Origin of the sequence: Enterobacter ludwigii, assembly GCF_001750725.1 — a bacterium.
In the GTDB taxonomy this organism is placed as follows: domain Bacteria; phylum Pseudomonadota; class Gammaproteobacteria; order Enterobacterales; family Enterobacteriaceae; genus Enterobacter; species Enterobacter ludwigii.
This window is the reverse complement of record NZ_CP017279.1, coordinates 2945915-2966560: the sequence shown is the minus strand read 5'-3', so window position 1 is coordinate 2966560 and position 20646 is coordinate 2945915. Positions and strand designations below refer to the sequence as shown.

The 20646-nt window shown below is 56.7% G+C and carries 18 protein-coding genes; 15 read left to right on the top strand and 3 right to left on the bottom strand.

All coding sequences use genetic code 11. The features are described from left to right. The first annotated feature begins 14 nt into the window (after positions 1-14). Genes ugpA through ugpQ form a run of 4 tightly spaced genes read left to right on the top strand, consistent with a single transcriptional unit; the run spans position 15 to position 3562 of the window. The gene (gene ugpA, locus BH714_RS13950; protein WP_014171998.1) at positions 15-902 is read left to right on the top strand and encodes a sn-glycerol-3-phosphate ABC transporter permease UgpA; all 888 of its coding nucleotides are present in this window, start codon (positions 15-17) and stop codon (positions 900-902) included. Further along, positions 899-1744, top strand: a complete 846-nt coding sequence (ugpE, locus tag BH714_RS13945; protein WP_014171997.1) for a sn-glycerol-3-phosphate ABC transporter permease UgpE — start codon at positions 899-901, stop codon at positions 1742-1744. Before ugpA ends, ugpE begins: the two co-directional genes overlap by 4 nt. A gap of 1 nt (position 1745) precedes the next feature. Continuing rightward, positions 1746-2816, top strand: coding sequence for a sn-glycerol-3-phosphate import ATP-binding protein UgpC (locus BH714_RS13940; RefSeq protein WP_032679131.1), 1071 nt, complete (start codon positions 1746-1748; stop codon positions 2814-2816). Next, a complete protein-coding gene (gene ugpQ / locus BH714_RS13935; RefSeq protein ID WP_040018223.1) occupies positions 2813-3562 on the top strand; it encodes a glycerophosphodiester phosphodiesterase in 750 nt (249 codons plus the stop codon). The genes BH714_RS13940 and ugpQ overlap by 4 nt, the downstream gene beginning before the upstream one ends. Here the strand turns inward: ugpQ and BH714_RS13930 are convergent. Further along, the gene (locus BH714_RS13930) at positions 3543-3929 is read right to left on the bottom strand and encodes a DUF2756 family protein (protein WP_040018221.1); all 387 of its coding nucleotides are present in this window, start codon (positions 3927-3929) and stop codon (positions 3543-3545) included. The two genes, ugpQ and BH714_RS13930, sit on opposite strands and share 20 nt — an antisense overlap. Positions 3930-4056: 127 nt before the next feature. Here BH714_RS13930 and ggt point away from each other — a divergent pair, with 127 nt between their 5' ends. Then, on the top strand, positions 4057-5799 hold the full coding sequence (ggt, locus tag BH714_RS13925; RefSeq protein ID WP_025202845.1) for a gamma-glutamyltransferase: 1743 nt from the start codon (positions 4057-4059) through the stop codon (positions 5797-5799). A gap of 39 nt (positions 5800-5838) precedes the next feature. On the opposite strand, the gene yhhY is transcribed toward ggt, so the two are convergent. Further along, a complete protein-coding gene (gene yhhY / locus BH714_RS13920; protein ID WP_014171992.1) occupies positions 5839-6327 on the bottom strand; it encodes an N-acetyltransferase in 489 nt (162 codons plus the stop codon). 308 nt (positions 6328-6635) lie between these two features. On the opposite strand from yhhY, the gene BH714_RS13915 reads away from it, so the two are divergent. The 5 genes from BH714_RS13915 (at position 6636) to gntU (ending at position 11585) form a co-directional block, all read left to right on the top strand. Further along, positions 6636-7673 (top strand): oxidoreductase, encoded by a 1038-nt coding sequence (locus BH714_RS13915; protein ID WP_040018220.1) that lies wholly within the window; start codon positions 6636-6638, stop codon positions 7671-7673. A 122-nt stretch (positions 7674-7795) separates the two neighbouring features. Further along, the gene (locus BH714_RS13910; protein ID WP_014171990.1) at positions 7796-8491 is read left to right on the top strand and encodes a pirin family protein; all 696 of its coding nucleotides are present in this window, start codon (positions 7796-7798) and stop codon (positions 8489-8491) included. 100 nt (positions 8492-8591) lie between these two features. After that, positions 8592-9587, top strand: a complete 996-nt coding sequence (gntR, locus tag BH714_RS13905; protein ID WP_014171989.1) for a gluconate operon transcriptional repressor GntR — start codon at positions 8592-8594, stop codon at positions 9585-9587. Between the two features lie 126 nt (positions 9588-9713). Further along, positions 9714-10241, top strand: coding sequence for a gluconokinase (gntK, locus tag BH714_RS13900; RefSeq protein ID WP_020884556.1), 528 nt, complete (start codon positions 9714-9716; stop codon positions 10239-10241). A 3-nt stretch (positions 10242-10244) separates the two neighbouring features. Next, the gene (gene gntU / locus BH714_RS13895; RefSeq protein WP_014171987.1) at positions 10245-11585 is read left to right on the top strand and encodes a gluconate transporter; all 1341 of its coding nucleotides are present in this window, start codon (positions 10245-10247) and stop codon (positions 11583-11585) included. Positions 11586-11635: 50 nt separating this feature from the next. Here the strand turns inward: gntU and yhgN are convergent, their stop codons facing one another. After that, the gene (yhgN, locus tag BH714_RS13890) at positions 11636-12229 is read right to left on the bottom strand and encodes an NAAT family transporter YhgN (RefSeq protein WP_003861574.1); all 594 of its coding nucleotides are present in this window, start codon (positions 12227-12229) and stop codon (positions 11636-11638) included. 177 nt (positions 12230-12406) lie between these two features. On the opposite strand from yhgN, the gene asd reads away from it, so the two are divergent. From asd to glgA, 5 genes are all read left to right on the top strand, one after another. Further along, the gene (asd, locus tag BH714_RS13880) at positions 12407-13510 is read left to right on the top strand and encodes an aspartate-semialdehyde dehydrogenase (protein WP_040018218.1); all 1104 of its coding nucleotides are present in this window, start codon (positions 12407-12409) and stop codon (positions 13508-13510) included. A 230-nt stretch (positions 13511-13740) separates the two neighbouring features. Beyond that, on the top strand, positions 13741-15927 hold the full coding sequence (gene glgB, locus BH714_RS13875; RefSeq protein ID WP_020884557.1) for a 1,4-alpha-glucan branching enzyme: 2187 nt from the start codon (positions 13741-13743) through the stop codon (positions 15925-15927). Then, on the top strand, positions 15924-17897 hold the full coding sequence (gene glgX, locus BH714_RS13870; protein WP_040018217.1) for a glycogen debranching protein GlgX: 1974 nt from the start codon (positions 15924-15926) through the stop codon (positions 17895-17897). The genes glgB and glgX overlap by 4 nt, the downstream gene beginning before the upstream one ends. A gap of 17 nt (positions 17898-17914) precedes the next feature. Next, the gene (glgC, locus tag BH714_RS13865; protein WP_020884559.1) at positions 17915-19210 is read left to right on the top strand and encodes a glucose-1-phosphate adenylyltransferase; all 1296 of its coding nucleotides are present in this window, start codon (positions 17915-17917) and stop codon (positions 19208-19210) included. Further along, positions 19210-20643 (top strand): glycogen synthase GlgA, encoded by a 1434-nt coding sequence (gene glgA, locus BH714_RS13860; RefSeq protein WP_014171982.1) that lies wholly within the window; start codon positions 19210-19212, stop codon positions 20641-20643. Before glgC ends, glgA begins: the two co-directional genes overlap by 1 nt. The last annotated feature ends 3 nt before the right edge of the window (positions 20644-20646 follow it).

The following is a 20646-nucleotide window of genomic DNA, read 5'->3' as shown; positions in this document are numbered from 1 at the left end:
CGCTGAGCTAAACTATGTCCTCATCCCGTCCGGTGTTCCGTTCGCGCTGGCTGCCGTATTTGCTGGTCGCGCCGCAGCTGGTCATCACCGTTATTTTCTTTATCTGGCCTGCGGGCGAGGCGCTCTGGTACTCGGTACAAAGCGTCGATCCGTTTGGGCTTTCCAGCCAGTTTGTCGGGCTGGACAACTTTACCGCGCTGTTCCATGACAGCTATTACCTCGACGCCTTCTGGACGACCATGAAGTTCAGCGCGCTGGTCACTGTCAGCGGCCTTGTCGCATCGCTCTTTTTCGCGGCGCTGGTGGATTACGTGGTGCGCGGCAGCCGTCTGTATCAGACGCTGATGCTGCTACCTTACGCCGTGGCGCCTGCCGTCGCCGCCGTGCTGTGGATCTTCCTGTTTAACCCAGGGCGCGGGCTGATTACCCATTTTCTGGCGGAGTTCGGCTACGACTGGAACCACGCCCAGAACAGCGGTCAGGCGATGTTCCTGGTGGTCTTCGCGTCGGTGTGGAAACAGATCAGCTACAACTTCCTGTTCTTCTTTGCTGCGCTGCAGTCTATTCCGCGCTCGCTGGTTGAAGCCGCGGCGATTGATGGTGCAGGGCCGGTCCGTCGTTTCTTTAGGCTGTCGCTGCCGCTGATTGCCCCGGTGAGTTTCTTCCTGCTGGTGGTCAACCTGGTTTACGCCTTCTTCGACACCTTCCCGGTGATCGACGCCGCCACGGCCGGTGGCCCGGTGCAGGCCACGACGACGCTTATCTATAAGATCTATCGCGAAGGCTTTGCCGGTCTGGATCTCTCGGCATCCGCCGCCCAGTCGGTCGTGCTGATGTTCCTCGTCATCCTTCTCACGGTAGTGCAGTTCCGTTATGTCGAAAGTAAGGTGCGCTACCAATGATCGAGAACCGTCGCGGGCTGACGATGTTCAGCCACACCATGCTGATTTTGGGCATCATCGTCATTCTGTTCCCGCTTTATGTGGCCTTCGTTGCCGCCACGCTGGACACCAAAGCGGTGTTTGATACGCCGATGACGCTGATCCCAGGCGGGCATCTTTTCGAAAACATGAAAACCATCTGGACCCAGGGCGTGGGCGCTAACAGCGCGCCATTCTGGCTGATGATGCTGAACAGCTTCATCATGGCGTTCGGTATTACGGTGGGCAAAATCACGGTGTCGATGCTCTCGGCTTTCGCCATCGTCTGGTTCCGCTTTCCCCTGCGTAACCTGTTCTTCTGGATGATCTTCATCACCCTGATGCTGCCGGTCGAAGTGCGTATCTTCCCGACGGTGGAAGTGATCGCCAACCTGAAGATGCTGGACAGCTACGCAGGTTTAACCCTGCCGCTGATGGCCTCGGCCACCGCCACCTTCCTGTTCCGCCAGTTCTTTATGACCCTGCCGGACGAGCTGATTGAGGCCGCGCGTATTGACGGAGCCTCGCCGATGCGCTTCTTCCGTGACATCGTGCTGCCGCTGTCGAAAACCAACCTTGCGGCGCTGTTTGTCATCACCTTTATCTACGGCTGGAACCAGTATCTGTGGCCGCTGCTGATTATTCAGGACGTCAATCTTGGCACCGCCGTGGCGGGCATCAAAGGCATGATCGCCACCGGTGAAGGCACCACGCTCTGGAATCAGGTGATGGCGGCGATGCTGCTCACCCTTATCCCCCCGGTCGTTATCGTTTTAGCCATGCAACGTGCGTTCGTGCGTGGTTTAGTGGACAGTGAGAAATAAGATGGCAGGTTTAAAATTACAGGCAGTGACCAAAAGCTGGGACAACAAAACCCAGGTCATTCAGCCGTTAACGCTCGACGTGGCGGACGGGGAGTTTATCGTGATGGTTGGCCCGTCAGGCTGCGGCAAATCGACGCTGCTGCGTATGGTTGCCGGGCTTGAACGTGTGACCAGCGGCGATATCTGGATCGATCGCCAGCGCGTGACCGAGATGGAGCCGAAGGACCGGGGCATCGCGATGGTGTTTCAGAACTACGCCCTTTATCCGCACATGAGCGTGGAAGAGAACATGGCCTGGGGGCTGAAAATCCGCGGGATGGGCAAAAGCCATATCGATGAGCGCGTGAAAGAGGCGGCGCGTATTCTGGAGCTGGATGGCCTGCTCAAGCGTCGTCCGCGTGAACTGTCCGGCGGACAGCGCCAGCGTGTGGCGATGGGGCGCGCCATTGTGCGTGACCCTGCGGTGTTCCTGTTCGACGAGCCGCTCTCAAACCTTGATGCCAAGCTGCGCGTGCAGATGCGCCTTGAGCTGCAGCAGCTGCACCGTCGTCTGAAAACCACCTCCCTGTATGTGACGCACGATCAGGTGGAAGCGATGACCCTCGCCCAGCGCGTGATGGTGATGAACAAAGGCGTCGCCGAGCAGATTGGCACCCCGGTGGAGGTATACGAGAAACCGGCCTCCCGCTTTGTGGCGAGCTTTATTGGCAGCCCGGCGATGAACCTGCTGGAAGGGCGGCTCAGCAGCGCCGGTACGCATTTTGAGCTGGAAAGTGGGATGGCGCTGCCCGTAAACGGGTACTATCGTGGCTATGCCGGGCGTAAGATGACGCTCGGTATCCGCCCGGAACATATTGGGTTAACCTCACAGGCGGAAGGCGGCGTGCCGCTGGTCATGGACACGCTGGAGATGCTGGGGGCTGACAACCTGGCGCACGGACGTTGGGGTGAACAAAAAATGGTGGTGCGTCTGGCCCATCAGGAGCGCCCTAAAGCAGGCAGCACGCTGTGGCTGCATCTGCCGGAAAATCACCTGCACGTATTCGACGGTGAAACAGGACAACGTATATGAGTAACTGGCCTTATCCCCACATCGTCGCCCACCGGGGCGGCGGTAAACTGGCGCCGGAAAACACGCTGGCGGCTATCGATATGGGCGCGCATTACGGTCACACGATGATCGAGTTCGACGCCAAACTATCGAAAGACGGCGAGATTTTCCTTCTGCATGATGACAACCTCGAACGCACCAGTAATGGCTGGGGCGTGGCGGGAGACCTGCCGTGGCGCGATCTGCTGAACGTCGACGCCGGAAGCTGGTACAGCAGCGCGTTCAAAGGCGAGCCGCTGCCGCTGCTGGCGGAAGTGGCCGACCGCTGTCGCCTGCATGGCATGATGGCCAATATCGAAATCAAACCAACCACCGGCACCGGGCCGCTCACAGGTAAAGTCATTGCGCTGGCCGCGCGTGAGCTGTGGGAGGGCATGACGCCACCCCTGCTGTCGTCGTTTGACATTGATGCCCTTGAGGCGGCGCAGGCGTCCGTTCCGGCGTTGCCGCGCGGACTGCTGCTCGACACGTGGCGTGATGACTGGCGTGAGCTGACCAGCCGTTTAGGGTGTGTGTCGATTCACCTGAACCACGCGCTGCTGGATGAGGCACGGGTAAAAATGTTGAAAGCGGCGGGGCTGCATATCCTGGTCTATACCGTCAACAAACCCCAGCGTGCGGCGGAGCTGCTGCGCTGGGGGGTGGACAGTATCTGTACCGATGCGATTGACGTGATCGGCCCGAACTTTAGTTCTGCGAAGAATTAAGCATCCCGCCATTCGACGGTGACTGAGACGGCAGCATATGCTGCTGTCCGCTGCCCGACGAGGTCATTCCGCCCAGCATCCCGCCGTTTGGGTTAGGCAGCGGCTGCTCACGCACCTGACCCTGCAGTATGCGCTGGGTGTTGGTGTTCATCTGGTTTTGCAGGCTTTGCTGCTGCATCTGGGTCTGCGTTTTCAACTGCTGGTTTAGCATCCCTTTCTGCTGTTGCTGCTGGCTCATCATCTCCGTTTGCATACGCTGCTGGCTTGGAATGACGTAGCCCTGCTGGTTCGGGTTGTTCATCGTATTGAGTGGCTGTGCGAGCGCGGCAAACGGAAGCAGCGCCGTAAGAATCAGTAAGCGTTTCATTGTCATCTCCCTTCTTTTGAGGCTTCTCTTAAGTTTACCCTGATTTCACCATGACGATGATTTTTTAGGAGTTGTGAACCAGGCTTAAGCGGGGAATATGGCCCTCTTCACCTGGAGAACAATAATGATGAAACCAACGTTTTTGCGCTGGATAGCGATCGCCGCGCTGATGGCAGGCGGCACATTTAGCGTGGCGGCCAACCCGCCAGCGGCTCCGCCAGTCTCGTACGGCGTGGAGGAAGATGTTTTTCATCCCGTGCGGGCAACGCAGGGTATGGTGGCGTCGGTGGATGCGCTGGCAACGAAAGTGGGCGTCGATATTCTCCGTCAGGGCGGTAATGCGGTGGATGCGGCAGTCGCGGTGGGCTATGCGCTGGCGGTGACGCATCCGCAGGCGGGGAACCTGGGCGGCGGCGGCTTTATGATGCTGCGGACCAAAGACGGCAAAACCACCGCCATCGACTTCCGTGAGATGGCCCCAGGACAGGCTTCCCGCGATATGTTCCTTGACGATCAAGGCAACCCGGACAGCAAAAAATCCCTGACCTCGCATCTCGCCTCCGGTACGCCGGGCACCGTCGCAGGCTTCTCCCTGGCGCTGGAAAAATATGGCACCCTGCCGCTCAACAAAGTGGTACAGCCTGCGATTAAGCTCGCCCGCGAAGGTTTTGTGGTGAATGACGCCCTGGCTGACGATCTTAAAACCTATGGCAGCGAAGTGATTCCGAATCACGAAAACAGCAAGGCTATCTTCTGGAAAGACGGCGAACCGCTGAAGAAGGGCGATAAGCTGGTGCAAAAGAACCTGGCGAAAAGTCTGGAGCTGATCGCGGAGCACGGCCCGGATGCGTTCTACAAAGGGGCGATTGCCGACCAGATTGCCGAAGAGATGCAAAAGAACGGTGGGCTTATCACCAAAGCGGATCTCGCGGAGTACAAGGCCGTCGAGCGTGAGCCGATTCACGGAAGCTATCGCGGCTATGACGTTTTCTCGATGCCGCCTCCGTCTTCCGGCGGCATTCACATCGTGCAGATCCTCAACATTCTTGAAAACTTCGATATGCACAAGTTCGGCTTCGGCAGTGCGGATGCCATGCAGGTGATGGCAGAGGCGGAAAAACGCGCCTACGCCGACCGTTCAGAATACCTGGGCGACCCGGACTTCGTGAAGGTGCCGTGGCAGGCGCTGACCAATAAAGCCTATGCTAAATCGATTGCTGATGAGATTGACATCAACAAGGCCAAACCGTCGAGCGAGATCCGCCCGGGCAAGCTGGCACCGTATGAGAGCAACCAGACCACCCACTTCTCGGTGGTGGATAAAGACGGTAACGCGGTGGCGGTGACCTATACCCTCAACACCACCTTTGGTACAGGCATCGTGGCAGGCAACAGCGGGATTCTGCTCAATAACGAGATGGATGACTTCTCGGCCAAACCGGGCGTGCCGAACGTCTACGGCCTGGTGGGTGGGGATGCGAATGCGGTCGGACCGAAGAAGCGTCCGCTGTCGTCCATGTCGCCTACCATCGTGGTCAAAGACGGTAAAACCTGGCTGGTGACAGGCAGCCCTGGCGGCAGCCGTATCATCACCACGGTGCTGCAGATGGTGGTGAACAGCATTGACTTTGGAATGAATGTCGCCGAAGCGACGAACGCACCGCGTTTCCACCATCAGTGGCTGCCGGACGAGCTGCGTGTTGAGAAGGGCTTTAGCCCGGACACCTTAAAACTGCTGGAGCAGCGCGGACAGAAGGTGGCGCTGAAAGAGGCAATGGGCAGCACCCAGAGCATTATGGTCGGCCCGGACGGCACGCTGTTTGGGGCCTCGGATCCGCGTTCGGTGGACGATTTGACGGCGGGGTTCTGATTTTATTGCCCGGTAAGCGTCGCGCTACCGGGCAATTTATCACTTCAGCCGCGCCATGTAATACGCGTCCACATAGTCGCCGTTACGCAGGGCGAAGTTCCTGCCGGTCCCTTCGATTTCAAACCCAAACTTCTTATACAGCGCCAGTGCCGCAGGGTTATCCGCAAAAACCGTGAGCTCAATGCGTTCAATGCGCAACCAGTTGTCGCAGAGATTGACCATTTCGCGCATGAGCGCACGACCCACACCGCGTCCCTGTACATCAGCGGCCACGCTAATGCCGAACGTTGCAACGTGGCTGCGGCGGGGATTTTCCATCACATCGAGTGCCATATGGCCAACCACTCGCTGGTCAAGACAGGCGACGAGATGCCGTCTTCCCGGTTTCGTCGCGACCCGGTCATGCCACATATCCATTGAGGGATGGGGAAGTTGTAGCGTGTCGTGATACACCCCAGGATGCGACATAATGTCACGTAACGCTTCTGCATCGCGGGCTTCGATATGGCGTATCACAATCTCACTCATTCCTTCATCCTCAGTCAGTTAAACGTCCATTCCAACATCAGTGAGATTAAAATTTGAGTCAACTGCTAATTTTTGCAAAAAAGATTGGACAAGTGCGAATGAGAATGATTATTATTGCTCTGCGTTCAGGAAGACCCCTACGGGAACCTGAAAGCACGACATTGCTCACATTGCTTCCAGTATTACTTTAGCCAGCTTTTCGCTGGCTTTTTTTTGTCTTTTTTCGCCCGCTCCCCGTGGAAGAGGGCTGGGGTGAGGGCAAAACTTGCGCTATGGTTGCACTCAGTAACCTTAAAAAGGACTGAGCCATGACATTACATTGCGCATTTATTGGATTTGGCAAAAGCACCACGCGTTACCACCTTCCGTATGTTCTCAACCGCAAAGACAGCTGGCACGTTGCCCATATCTACCGGCGTCGCGCGAAGCCGGAAGAGCAGTCTCCCCAGTACTCCCATATTCATTTCACCAGCGATCTTGATGAGGTCCTCAACGATCCGCAGGTCAAACTGGTGATTGTCTGTACCCACGCTGACAGCCATTTCGAGTACGCAAAACGCGCGCTGGAGGCGGGCAAAAACGTGCTGGTGGAAAAGCCGTTTACCCCGACAATGGCAGAGGCGAAAACGTTGTTTGACCTGGCGAAGCGCAAAGGGCTGACCGTCACGCCGTACCAAAACCGCCGCTTTGACAGCTGCTTCCTGACGGCAAAAAAAGTGATTGAGAGCGGTAAACTGGGTGACATCGTCGAGATTGAAAGCCACTTTGATTACTACCGTCCGGTGGCCGAAACGCATCCCGGTCTGCCGCAGGATGGCTCATTCTATGGTCTGGGCGTGCATACGCTCGATCAAATCATCTCTCTGTTTGGCCGACCAGACCACATGGCGTACGACATCCGCAGCCTGCGCAACAAAGCCAATCCGGATGACACCTTCGAAGCCCAGCTGTTTTACGGCGACCTGAAAGCCATCGTCAAAACCAGCCATCTGGTGAAAATTGACTACCCGAAATTTATTGTGCATGGCACCAGAGGCTCGTTTATCAAGTACGGTATCGACCAGCAGGAGACCAGCCTGAAGGCGAACATTATGCCCGGCGACCCGGGGTTTGCGGCGGATGACTCCGTGGGCGTTCTGGAGTACGTCAACGAAGAGGGCATCACCGTTAGAGAGGACGTGAAACCCGAAGCGGGTGACTATGGCCGCGTTTACGATGCGCTGTATGAGACCCTGACTAACGGTGCGCCCAATTACGTCAAGGAATCTGAAGTTATGACCAATCTCGAACTCCTTGAACGGGCCTTCGAACAGGCCTCTCCTGCCACGATAACCCTCGCCAGATAAGAAATTATGACTCCTCTTTGCTTGTTCTAAATTTTTGAACAGAGGAGTCAATTTTCACCCTCTATGATCCCAGGCCGTTTGCGTCCACACTTACTCCATCGAAACGAACTGAGGGTGAAACAATGATCTACTTACGCAAAGCAAACGAACGTGGTCACGCGAATCATGGCTGGCTGGACTCATGGCATTCATTCTCGTTTGCTGACTACTACGACCCGAACTTTATGGGCTTCTCCGCACTGCGCGTCATTAACGATGACGTGATTGATGCAGGCCAGGGCTTCGGTACCCACCCGCACAAAGACATGGAAATCCTGACGTATGTGCTGGAAGGGGCGGTTGAGCACCAGGACAGCATGGGCAACAAAGAGCAGGTTCCGGCGGGCGAGTTCCAGATTATGAGTGCGGGTACCGGGGTGCGTCACTCTGAATACAACCCAAGCAAAACGGAAAAACTGCACCTGTATCAAATCTGGATCATTCCGGAAGAAACCGGCATCACCCCGCGCTACGAACAGCGCCGCTTTGATGCTAAACAGGGCAAACAGCTGGTGCTCTCTCCGGATGCGCGTGACGGTTCGCTGAAAGTGCACCAGGATATGGAACTGTACCGCTGGGCGCTGGCAAAAGACGAACAGTCTGTCCATCAGATTGCCGCTAACCGCCGCGTCTGGATCCAGGTGGTGAAAGGCGAGGTGTCTATTAACGGCACGAAAGCTACCACGGCGGATGGTCTGGCAATCTGGGATGAGCAGGCACTGTCCGTGCATGCCGACAGTGAAAGCGAAATTCTGCTGTTTGATCTGCCACCGGTGTAATAAATCATAAATAAATGCCCATCCTTCCCTTTGACAGGGGAAGGATGGGCTTTGTCCGTGATAAACTGAGCAAATCTATCACTTACGATTTCTCAGGACGATGAAAAAGAAACGCCCCGTACTTCAGGATGTAGCCGATCGCGTCGGTGTGACCAAAATGACGGTCAGCCGGTTTTTACGTAACCCGGAACAGGTTTCCGTGGCGTTGCGTGGCAAGATTGCCGCTGCCCTCGATGAACTGGGGTATATCCCTAACCGCGCCCCCGATATTCTTTCGAATGCGACCAGCCGTGCGGTTGGCGTCCTCCTGCCTTCCTTAACCAACCAGGTTTTTGCCGAAGTGTTGCGCGGCATTGAAAGCGTGACCGATGCCTTTGGCTATCAGACCATGCTCGCTCACTATGGGTACAAGCCGGAACTGGAAGAAGAACGTCTTGAGTCCATGCTCTCCTGGAACATCGACGGTCTGATTTTAACCGAACGTACTCACACCCCCCGTACGCTAAAAATGATTGAAGTGGCAGGCATTCCGGTGGTGGAGCTGATGGACAGCCAGTCGCCGTGTCTCGATATTGCGGTGGGCTTTGATAACTTCGAAGCGGCACGCCAGATGACGGCGGCCATCATCGCCCGCGGCCATCGCCACATTGCCTACCTGGGTGCACGTCTGGATGAACGTACTATCATCAAACAGAAGGGATACGAGCAGGCAATGCTCGACGCCGGTTTAACACCGTACAGCGTGATGGTTGAGCAGTCGTCATCCTATACGTCGGGTATTGAGCTGATGCGTCAGGCACGACGCGAGTATCCGCAACTGGACGGTATTTTCTGTACCAACGATGACCTTGCGGTCGGTGCAGCGTTCGAATGCCAGCGTCTGGGGCTGAAGATCCCCGAAGATATGGCGATTGCCGGTTTCCACGGCCACGATATCGGCCAGGTGATGGAACCCCGTCTGGCGAGCGTCCTGACACCGCGTGAACGTATGGGCCGTATTGGCGCAGAACGCCTGCTGGCGCGCATACGTGGCGAGACGGTGACGCCGAAAATGTTAGATTTAGGTTTCACCTTGTCACCGGGTGGATCTATTTAAGCTGACAAATTTGAAGTGGGTCACACTTATTCACTTCGCGCACGTTTGGATATTGCTTCTCTTTTGCCCCGGCAGGACAATGTTACCGATAACTGTTACCCGTAACAATTGACTGAGGGACACCCTTTGAGCACGACTAATCATGATCACCACGTTTACGTCCTGATGGGCGTTTCCGGTAGCGGTAAATCTGCCGTGGCCAGCGAAGTGGCGCATCAACTTCATGCGGCGTTTCTTGATGGCGACTTCCTCCATCCGCGCAGCAATATCATGAAAATGGCCTCCGGCGAGCCGCTGAACGATGACGACCGCAAACCGTGGTTGCAGGCGCTGAATGACGCCGCGTTCGCGATGCAGCGTACCAACAAGGTTTCCCTGATCGTCTGCTCCGCGCTGAAAAAAACCTACCGCGACCTGCTGCGTGACGGCAACCCGAACCTCTCTTTCATCTACCTGAAAGGCGATTTCGAGGTGATTGAAAGCCGTCTGAAGGCGCGTAAAGGCCACTTCTTCAAAACCCAGATGCTGGTGACGCAGTTCGAAGCGTTGCAGGAGCCGGGCGACGATGAGAAAGACGTCTTAGTGGTTGATATCGATCAGTCACTGGAGGGTGTTGTTGCCAGCACCATCGAGGTCATTAATAAAAGGCAGTAAGTTTTGAGTACATTAACGCTAGTTTTAACAGCAGTTGGTTCCGTATTGCTGCTGCTGTTTTTAGTGATGAAAGCGCGTATGCATGCTTTCGTTGCCTTAATGGTGGTGTCTATTGGTGCAGGTCTCTTTTCCGGTATGCCGCTCGATAAGATCGCAGCGACGATGGAAAAAGGGATGGGAGGCACGCTGGGTTTCCTGGCCATTGTGGTCGCGCTGGGCGCGATGTTTGGCAAGATCCTGCATGAGACGGGCGCAGTCGACCAGATTGCCGTCAAAATGCTCAAATCCTTCGGACACAGCCGTGCGCACTACGCGATTGGCCTCGCCGGTCTGATTTGTGCGCTGCCGCTGTTCTTCGAAGTGGCCGTGGTGCTGCTGATTAGCGTGGCGTTCTCGATGGCGCGCCATACCGGCACTAACCTCGTGAAGCTGGTGATTCCGCTGTTTGCGGGCGTGGCGGCTGCGGCGGCGTTCCTGCTGCCTGGGCCTGCGCCGATGCTGCTGGCTTCTCAGATGCACGCCGATTTTGGCTGGATGATCCTGATTGGCCTGTGTGCGGCAATCCCGGGAATGATTATTGCCGGCCCGCTGTGGGGCAACTTCATCAGCCGTTACGTTGAGCTTCACATTCCGGATGACGTCACCGAGCCGCACCTTGGCGAAGGCAAAATGCCGTCCTTCGGCTTCAGCCTGGCGCTGATCCTGCTGCCGCTGGTGCTGGTGGGGCTGAAAACCATCGCCGCGCGTTTCGTGCCGGTGGGGTCTACCGCGTACGAATGGTTTGAGTTTATCGGCCACCCGTTCACCGCGATCCTGGTGGCGTGTCTGGTGGCGATGTACGGCCTGGCGATGCGCCAGGGCATGCCGAAAGACAAAGTGATGGAAATCTGCGGCCATGCGCTGCAGCCTGCGGGTATCATTCTGCTGGTGATCGGTGCCGGTGGCGTGTTCAAACAGGTGCTGGTGGATTCCGGCGTGGGTCCGGCGCTGGGCGAAGCCCTGACCGGCATGGGGCTGCCCATTGCGGTGACCTGTTTCGTACTGGCTGCGGCGGTGCGTATCATCCAGGGCTCTGCGACGGTGGCATGTTTAACCGCCGTGGGTCTGGTGATGCCGGTGATTGAACAGCTTAACTACTCCGGTGCCCAGATGGCCGCGCTCTCAATCTGTATTGCGGGCGGTTCGATTGTGGTGTCACACGTCAACGACGCCGGCTTCTGGCTGTTCGGTAAATTTACCGGTGCGACCGAAGCGCAAACCCTGAAAACCTGGACGCTGATGGAAACCATCCTCGGCACGACGGGTGCCATTGTCGGGATGATTGCGTTTACGCTGCTGAGTTAAACCCGGCTAAAAGCAAAAGGACAACGTGAGTTGTCCTTTTTTGTTTTTACCTAGCCCTTCATCCACGCGCGGATCCCGTCCAGGAACATCTGCGTCGCCATCATCACCAGAATCAACCCCATCAGGCGCTCCAGCGCGTTTACGCCTTTCTCACCCAGCAGGCGCAGGAACAACGACGACTGCAGCAGAATGATAAACGTCCCGCCCCAGGCAATCAGCAAGGCAATCACCAGATGGCTCATCTGATTGGGGTACTGATGCGACAGCAGCATCAGCGTTGCCAGAATCGTCGGTCCGGCGACAAGGGGAATCGCCAGCGGCACAATAAACGGCTCTTCCCCCGCGGGCAGGCCGCTGCTGCTGCCTTCAGCGCTCGGGAAAATCATCTTAATCGCTATCAGGAACAGGATAATCCCACCGGAAATCGAAACCGTTTCGGCACGCAGATTCAGGAAGGCGAGGATTTTCTCACCGGCAAACAGGAAGATGAACATCACCAGCAGCGCGATAAGCAGCTCGCGGATCATGATCGCCCGACGGCGTTTGGGTTCGGTGTGCTTCAGCACCGACATGAAGATAGGCAGGTTGCCCAGAGGATCCATTATCAGGATCAATAAAACCGCCGCGGATATGATTTCACTCATTAAAATTATCCCTGAAACTCTCTATGGTTATTATGATGATTAGCGCTATTTCTGATTGGCGGGCCATCATCGATTAATTTCGCTTGCGACTTTGGCAGCATTTTGTAATGTGAAGCATATCCCAGTTGAATACTGGTTTGCACAATCAGCACACACCCTCTGCAGGAAAAAAATGCTATGAAAAACGTTGGTTTTATCGGCTGGCGCGGTATGGTCGGCTCTGTTCTCATGCAACGCATGGTTGAAGAGCGCGATTTTGACGCCATCCGCCCGGTCTTCTTCTCCACTTCCCAGCTCGGCCAGGCTGCACCTTCTTTTGGCGGCAGCACCGGTACGTTGCAGGATGCTTTCGATCTGGAAGCGCTGAAGGCACTCGACATTATTGTCACTTGCCAGGGCGGCGATTATACCAACGAAATTTATCCAAAGCTGCGTGAAAGCGGCTGGCAGGGCTACTGGATTGATGCGGCGTCTTCACTGCGCATGAAAGACGATGCCATCATCATTCTCGACCCGGTCAACCAGGACGTCATCACCGACGGCCTGAACAACGGCGTAAAAACCTTTGTCGGCGGTAACTGCACCGTCAGCCTGATGCTGATGTCCCTCGGCGGCCTGTTCGCACAGGACCTGGTGGAGTGGGTCTCCGTGGCGACTTACCAGGCCGCGTCCGGCGGCGGTGCGCGTCATATGCGCGAGCTGCTGACGCAGATGGGCCAGTTGCACCACAGCGTTGCGACCGAGCTGGCAAATCCGGCCTCCGCTATTCTCGATATCGAGCGTAAAGTCACCGAGCTGACCCGCAGCGGCGAGCTGCCGGTGGATAACTTTGGTGTACCGCTGGCCGGTGGTCTGATCCCGTGGATCGACAAACAGCTGGATAACGGCCAGACCCGCGAAGAGTGGAAAGGTCAGGCTGAGACCAACAAAATACTCAATACCGCGAACACCATTCCAGTTGACGGTCTGTGCGTACGTATCGGCGCGCTGCGCTGCCACAGCCAGGCCTTCACGATTAAACTGAAAAAAGATGTGTCGATTCCGACCGTGGAAGAGCTGCTGGCTGCACACAACCCGTGGGCGAAAGTGGTTCCAAACGATCGCGACATCACCATGCATGAATTGACCCCGGCTGCCGTCACCGGCACGCTGACCACCCCGGTGGGTCGTCTGCGTAAGCTGAACATGGGGCCGGAGTTCCTTTCTGCATTCACCGTCGGCGACCAGCTTCTGTGGGGCGCAGCCGAGCCGCTGCGTCGCATGCTGCGCCAGCTGGCGTAATAATTTGTTAAACCCCGGGGGTGATTTTCACCCCCTTTTCCGCGTACTACATGGAGTAAAACGCATATGTCTTATTTTTTATCAGGAGTCATTTAGAGCGTTGGCTATGCTTTAAGGAAGAGTTATTTCTTACCTGAGGTTAGGACGGGGCTGAGAGGATGCCCGTTCAGGTCACATTAAAGTCGTCCCAGGCGCTAAAAAAGGACGACATAAAAAACAGGATGAATACCATGTCCGATCGTGTGGATAGAGACGTGATTAATGCGCTTATTGCGGGTCATTTTGCCGACCCCTTTTCCGTACTGGGGATGCACCGTACCGAGGCCGGGCTGGAAGTCCGGGCACTGTTACCGGATGCCACAGAAGTGTGGGTTATCGAACCCAAAACCGGCCGCAAGGTCGGCAATCTGGAATGCCTCGATTCTCGTGGCTTCTTTTCGGGCGTAATGCCCCGTCGTAAAAACCCTTTTCGTTATCAGCTTGCCGTTATCTGGCATGGTCAGCAAAATCTCATCGATGATCCCTACAGCTTTGGGCCTCTTTTACAGGAGATGGACGCGTGGCTGCTGTCTGAAGGTACCCACCTGCGACCTTATGAAACGCTGGGTGCCCATGCCGATACGATGGATGGCATCACCGGCACGCGGTTTGCCGTGTGGGCGCCTAACGCCCAGCGAGTCTCCGTTGTCGGCCAGTTCAACTACTGGGATGGCCGTCGTCACCCGATGCGTCTGCGCCGTGAAAGCGGTATCTGGGAGCTGTTTATCCCCGGCGCGCACAACGGCCAGCTGTATAAATTCGAGATGATCGATGCGCACGGCAAGCTGCGTATTAAGTCCGACCCGTACGCCTTCGAAGCGCAAATGCGTCCGGAAACCGCGTCAATGATTTGCGGCCTGCCGGAGAAAGTTGTCCAGAGTGAAGAACGCAAGCAGGCCAACCGCTTTGATGCGCCAATTTCCGTCTACGAAGTGCATCTCGGTTCCTGGCGTCGCCATACCGATAACAACTTCTGGCTCAGCTACCGGGAGCTTGCCGACCAGCTGGTTCCGTACGCGAAATGGATGGGCTTTACCCACCTTGAGCTGCTGCCAATTAATGAACACCCGTTCGACGGAAGCTGGGGTTATCAGCCGACCGGGATGTATGCCCCGACGCGTCGCTTCGGCACGCGCGATGACTTCCGCTATTTTATCAATGCCGCGCACGCCGCCGGGTTAAACGTGATCCTCGACTGGGTGCCGGGCCATTTCCCGTCCGATGATTTTAGTCTTTCAGAGTTTGACGGCACTAAGCTGTACGAGCACAGCGACCCGCGCGAAGGCTATCACCAGGACTGGAACACGCTGATCTACAACTACGGTCGTCGTGAAGTGGCAAACTACCTCGTGGGCAATGCGCTGTACTGGATTGAGCGCTTTGGCATTGATGCCCTGCGCGTTGATGCCGTGGCGTCGATGATCTACCGCGACTACAGCCGCAAAGAAGGCGAGTGGATCCCGAACGAGTATGGCGGCCGTGAAAACCTGGAAGCGATTGAGTTTCTGCGCAACACCAACCGTATTATCGGCGAGCAGGTAGAAGGTGCGGTGACGATGGCGGAAGAGTCCACCGACTTCCCTGGCGTCTCCCGTCCACCGTCAACCGGCGGACTGGGGTTCTGGTACAAATGGAACCTGGGGTGGATGCACGACACGCTCGACTACATGAAGCTGGATCCCGTCTACCGTCAGTATCACCATGACAAACTCACCTTCGGGCTGCTCTACAACTACACCGAGAACTTCATGCTGCCGCTGTCGCATGACGAAGTGGTGCATGGCAAAAAATCCATTCTCGACCGCATGCCGGGCGATGCATGGCAGAAGTTCGCCAACCTGCGTGCCTACTACGGCTGGATGTTCGCCTTCCCGGGTAAAAAACTGCTGTTTATGGGCAATGAGTTCGCCCAGGGGCGCGAGTGGAACCACGACACCAGCCTCGACTGGCATCTGCTGGAAGGGGGCGACAACTGGCACCACGGCGTACAGCGTCTGGTGCGGGACCTTAACCTGACCTACCGTCACCACAAAGCCCTGCATGAGCTTGATTTTGACCCGTACGGTTTCGAGTGGCTGGTGGTGGATGACCATGAGCGCTCGGTGTTTGTCTTTGTGCGACGGGATAAAGCCGGCAACGAAATTATCGTCGCCAGCAACTTTACCCCTGTACCGCGCCATCATTATCGCTTCGGGATTAACCAGGCCGGCAAGTGGCGTGAAATCCTGAATACCGATTCCACGCACTACCACGGCAGCAATGCCGGTAACGGTGGTCTGGTGCAAAGCGATGCCATTGAAAGCCACGGGCGACCGAATTCCCTGAGCCTTACGCTACCGCCGCTCAGCACCATCTGGCTGATCCGGGAGGGGGAATGACCCAGCTTACGGCAGGTAAACCCGAACCGCTCGGGGCACGTTTTGATGGAAAGGGGGTGAATTTCACGCTCTTTTCTGCCCATGCGGAGCGGGTTGAACTGTGCGTATTTGACGGCGAGGGTAATGAACATCGTTACGACCTGCCGTCTCGCACAGGAGATACCTGGCACGGCTACCTGGCCGGGGGACGGCCAGGAATGCACTACGGCTATCGCGTACACGGCCCGTGGGCACCTGCGCAGGGGCACTGGTTTAACCCGGCGAAGCTGCTGATCGATCCGTGTGCCCACCGCGTGGATGGCGAGTTTAAAGACGACCCTATTTTCCATGTCGGCTACGGTGAACCCGACCACCGCGACAGCGCCCCCGTGGCGCCTAAAAGCGTGGTGGTGAACGATCTCTACGACTGGGAAGACGATGCCCCGCCGCGCACGCCGTGGGGCAACACCGTTATCTACGAGGCGCATGTTAAAGGGCTGACGTATCTGCATCCGTCAATCCCGAAAGAGATGCGCGGCACCTACCAGGCGCTCGGTCATCCGACCATGATTGCCTACCTTAAGCACCTCGGGATCACGGCCCTGGAGCTGTTGCCCGTCGCGCATTTTGCCAGTGAACCTCGTCTGCAGCGGCTGGGGCTCAGTAACTACTGGGGCTACAACCCGCTGGCGATGTTTGCGCTCGAACCCCGCTATGCCGCTCATCCGGACAAGGCGCGGGACGAGTTTCGTGATGCGGTAAAGGCGCTTCATGCGGCAGGCATTGAGGTCATTCTGGACGTGGTGCTGAACCACAGTGCGGAAAGCGATCTCGATGGACCGACGCTCTCCATGCGCGGAATTGATAACCGTAGCTATTATTGGATCAGGGACGATGGCGATTACTTCAACTGGACCGGTTGCGGTAACACGCTCAATCTCAGCCACCCGGCGGTCATGCATTTCGCGTATGAATGCCTGAAGTACTGGGTGGACACGTTCCACGTCGACGGTTTTCGTTTTGATCTGGCACCCGTTATGGGGCGTACGCCGGCCTTCAGCCAGCAGGCGCCGCTGTTTGAAGCGATCAAAAACTGTCCGGTGCTGTCACAGGTGAAGCTCATTGCCGAGCCGTGGGACATCGGTGAAGGGGGTTATCAGGTCGGGAATTTCCCGCCCCTGTTTGCCGAGTGGAACGATCACTATCGCGATGCCGCGCGCCGCTTCTGGCTGGAACGGAATCTGTCGCTGGGTGAGTTCGCCGGACGCTTTGCCGGGTCCAGCGATCTTTTTAAGCGCGATGGCAAACGACCGTCTGCGACGATCAACCTGCTGACGGCGCACGACGGTTTTACGCTCCGGGACTGCGTTTGTTTCAATCAGAAACACAATGAAGCGAACGGTGAGGAGAATCGCGATGGTACTAACAATAACCATAGCTTCAATCATGGTATAGAAGGGTTAGGCGGAAGCCTTGATGTTATCGAGCGGCGACGCGCCAGCGTGCATGCGCTGCTGACAACGCTGTTATTGTCGCAGGGCACGCCGATGCTGCTGGCAGGCGATGAACATGGTCACAGTCAGCATGGTAACAACAATGCGTATTGCCAGGACAACACGTTGACCTGGCTCGACTGGGGTGAAGCGAACAGCGGGTTGATTCACTTTACCGCTGCGCTGATCCATCTTCGCCAGCAAATTCCCGCGCTCACCGCCGATCGCTGGTGGGAAGAGGGCGACGGTAATGTCCGCTGGCTGAATCAAGACGCGCAACCCTTAAGCGCGCAAGAGTGGCAACACGGCGTACCACGCCTGCAAATTCTGCTTTCGGAGAGGTGGCTGGTCACGCTGAACGCGACGGATGACGTCGCTGAGATTGTTTTACCTGACGGGGAATGGCGCGCTGTTCCCCCATTTGCCGGAGCGGATAATCCGGTAGTAATGGCTGTCTGGCACGGGCCTGCGCACGGAGTGTGCGTATTCCAAAGATGATAAAAAAGGAGTTAGTCATGGTTAGATTAGAGAAGAACGATCCCTTAATGTTGGCACGCCAGCTACCATTAAAAACTGTTGCCCTGATACTCGCAGGCGGGCGTGGTACTCGTCTGAAAGATTTGACCATCAAACGCGCCAAACCTGCCGTCCACTTTGGTGGTAAGTTCCGTATTATCGACTTTGCGCTCTCCAACTGCCTGAACTCAGGCATTCGCCGCATTGGCGTCATTACGCAGTATCAGTCGCATACTCTGGTGCAGCACATCCAGCGCGGCTGGTCATTCTTCAGTGAAGAGATGAATGAGTTTGTCGATCTTCTGCCTGCCCAGCAGCGCGTTCACGGTGAGAACTGGTATCGCGGGACGGCGGATGCGGTGACGCAAAACCTCGACATTATTCGTCGTTATAACGCGGAATACATCGTGATCCTCGCGGGCGATCATATCTACAAGCAAGACTACTCCCATATGCTGATCGACCACGTCGAAAAAGGGGCGCGTTGCACCGTGGCATGCCTGCCCGTGCCTGTTGCTGAGGCGACGGCATTTGGGGTGATGCACGTCGACGCCGACGACAAGATTATCGATTTTGTCGAAAAACCGGCGAACCCACCGACAATGCCAGGGGACGATACCAAATCGCTCGCCAGCATGGGGATCTATGTCTTTGATGCCGATTATCTTTACGCGCTGCTGGAAGAAGACGACAAAGACGAAAACTCCAGCCACGACTTCGGCAAAGATATCATTCCGAAAATTACCAAAGCTGGCATGGCGTATGCACATCCCTTCCCGTTGTCCTGCGTGCAGTCTGATCCGAATGCTGAACCTTACTGGCGCGACGTCGGAACGCTGGAGGCCTACTGGAAGGCAAACCTCGATCTCGCGTCGGTGACGCCTGAACTGGATATGTACGACCAGAACTGGCCAATCCGTACCCACATGGAATCGCTGCCGCCGGCGAAATTCGTTCAGGACCGCTCCGGCAGTCACGGCATGACGCTGAACTCGCTGGTGTCCGGCGGATGCATTATCTCGGGGTCGGTGGTGGTGCAGTCGGTGCTGTTCCCCCGCGTGCGCGTGAACTCATTCTGTAATATCGATTCGGCGGTGCTGCTGCCGGATGTCTGGGTCGGACGCTCATGCCGTCTGCGCCGTTGCGTTATCGACCGTGCCTGCGTCATACCTGAAGGCATGGTGATTGGTGAAAATGCGGAAGAAGACGCGCGTCGTTTCTACCGTTCGGAAGAGGGGATCGTGTTAGTAACACGGGAAATGTTGCGGAAGCTGCAGGTCAAACAGGAGCGATAATGCAGGTTTTACATGTATGTTCTGAGATGTTCCCGTTGTTAAAAACGGGCGGTCTGGCGGATGTTCTTGGCGCATTGCCTGCGGCGCAAATCGCCGGGGGTGTAGATACCCGAGTTCTGTTGCCCGCTTTTCCGGATATCCGGCGTGGTATTCCAGATGCAAAGGTGGTCACTCGTCGTGAAACCTTCGCCGGCCGCATCACCCTGCTGTTTGGACATTACAATGGCGTAGGCATTTACCTGATTGATGCGCCGCATTTATACGATCGACCGGGTAGCCCGTATCACGATACGAACCTGTTCGCCTATACCGACAACGTGCTGCGTTTCGCACTGCTCGGCTGGGTCGGTGCTGAAATGGCAACCGGGCTGGATCCGTTCTGGCGCCCGAATGTGGTACACGCTCACGACTGGCACGCCGGGCTTGCACCGGCGTATCTGGCGGCGCGCGGCCACCCGGCGAAATCGGTCTTTACCGTTCACAACCTGGCGTATCAGGGCATGTACTATGCCCATCACATGAATGACATCGATCTGCCATGGTCGTTCTATAACATGCACGGGCTGGAGTTTAACGGGCAGATTTCGTTCCTGAAAGCCGGCATCTACTACGCCGATCACATTACGGCCGTGAGCCCGACCTACGCCCGGGAAATTACCCAGCCGGAGTTTGGTAACGGTCTGGAAGGGTTGCTGCGACAGCGCCATCGTGAGGGCCGCCTGTCGGGGATCCTCAACGGCGTTGATGAGCAGATCTGGAATCCGGAGACCGATCTTCTGCTGGCGGCACGCTATGGCCGCGATTCCGTGGAAGACAAAGCGGAAAACAAACGCCAGCTGCAGATTGCGATGGGGCTGAAGGTGAACGATAAAGTGCCGCTGTTCGCCGTCGTCAGCCGTCTGACCAGCCAGAAAGGGCTGGATTTAGTGCTGGAGGCGCTGCCGGGCTTACTGGAGCAGGGGGGGCAACTGGCGCTGCTCGGTGCCGGCGACCCGGTGCTGCAGGAAGGTTTCCTTGCGGCAGCGGCGGAACACCCCGGGCAGGTAGGGGTGCAGATTGGCTATCACGAAGCGTTTTCGCACCGGATTATGGGCGGCGCTGACGTCATTCTGGTGCCGAGCCGTTTCGAACCGTGTGGCCTGACGCAGCTCTATGGCCTGAAATACGGCACGCTGCCGCTGGTACGTCGTACCGGCGGGCTGGCGGATACCGTATCGGACAGTTCTCTGGAAAACCTTGCGGACGGTATCGCCAGCGGGTTTGTCTTTGAGGACAGTAATGCCTGGTCGCTGCTGCGGGCGATTCGGCGTGCTTTCGTCTTGTGGTCCCGTCCATCTCTGTGGCGTTACGTTCAGCGTCAGGCGATGTCTCTGGACTTTGGCTGGCACGTTGCGGCGCAGTCATACCGCGACCTTTATCAACGCTTGATGTAACGA

What these genes read in the sequence shown, in the direction of transcription:
- ugpA (WP_014171998.1), top strand. Translation starts at nt 15, where the DNA reads ATGTCCTCATCCCGTCCGGTGTTCCGTTCGCGCTGGCTGCCGTATTTG.
- ugpE (WP_014171997.1), top strand. Translation starts at nt 899, where the DNA reads ATGATCGAGAACCGTCGCGGGCTGACGATGTTCAGCCACACCATGCTG.
- BH714_RS13940 (WP_032679131.1), top strand. Translation starts at nt 1,746, where the DNA reads ATGGCAGGTTTAAAATTACAGGCAGTGACCAAAAGCTGGGACAACAAA.
- ugpQ (WP_040018223.1), top strand. Translation starts at nt 2,813, where the DNA reads ATGAGTAACTGGCCTTATCCCCACATCGTCGCCCACCGGGGCGGCGGT.
- BH714_RS13930 (WP_040018221.1), bottom strand. Translation starts at nt 3,929, where the DNA reads ATGAAACGCTTACTGATTCTTACGGCGCTGCTTCCGTTTGCCGCGCTC.
- ggt (WP_025202845.1), top strand. Translation starts at nt 4,057, where the DNA reads ATGAAACCAACGTTTTTGCGCTGGATAGCGATCGCCGCGCTGATGGCA.
- yhhY (WP_014171992.1), bottom strand. Translation starts at nt 6,327, where the DNA reads ATGAGTGAGATTGTGATACGCCATATCGAAGCCCGCGATGCAGAAGCG.
- BH714_RS13915 (WP_040018220.1), top strand. Translation starts at nt 6,636, where the DNA reads ATGACATTACATTGCGCATTTATTGGATTTGGCAAAAGCACCACGCGT.
- BH714_RS13910 (WP_014171990.1), top strand. Translation starts at nt 7,796, where the DNA reads ATGATCTACTTACGCAAAGCAAACGAACGTGGTCACGCGAATCATGGC.
- gntR (WP_014171989.1), top strand. Translation starts at nt 8,592, where the DNA reads ATGAAAAAGAAACGCCCCGTACTTCAGGATGTAGCCGATCGCGTCGGT.
- yhgN (WP_003861574.1), bottom strand. Translation starts at nt 12,229, where the DNA reads ATGAGTGAAATCATATCCGCGGCGGTTTTATTGATCCTGATAATGGAT.
- asd (WP_040018218.1), top strand. Translation starts at nt 12,407, where the DNA reads ATGAAAAACGTTGGTTTTATCGGCTGGCGCGGTATGGTCGGCTCTGTT.
- glgB (WP_020884557.1), top strand. Translation starts at nt 13,741, where the DNA reads ATGTCCGATCGTGTGGATAGAGACGTGATTAATGCGCTTATTGCGGGT.
- glgX (WP_040018217.1), top strand. Translation starts at nt 15,924, where the DNA reads ATGACCCAGCTTACGGCAGGTAAACCCGAACCGCTCGGGGCACGTTTT.
- glgC (WP_020884559.1), top strand. Translation starts at nt 17,915, where the DNA reads ATGGTTAGATTAGAGAAGAACGATCCCTTAATGTTGGCACGCCAGCTA.
- glgA (WP_014171982.1), top strand. Translation starts at nt 19,210, where the DNA reads ATGCAGGTTTTACATGTATGTTCTGAGATGTTCCCGTTGTTAAAAACG.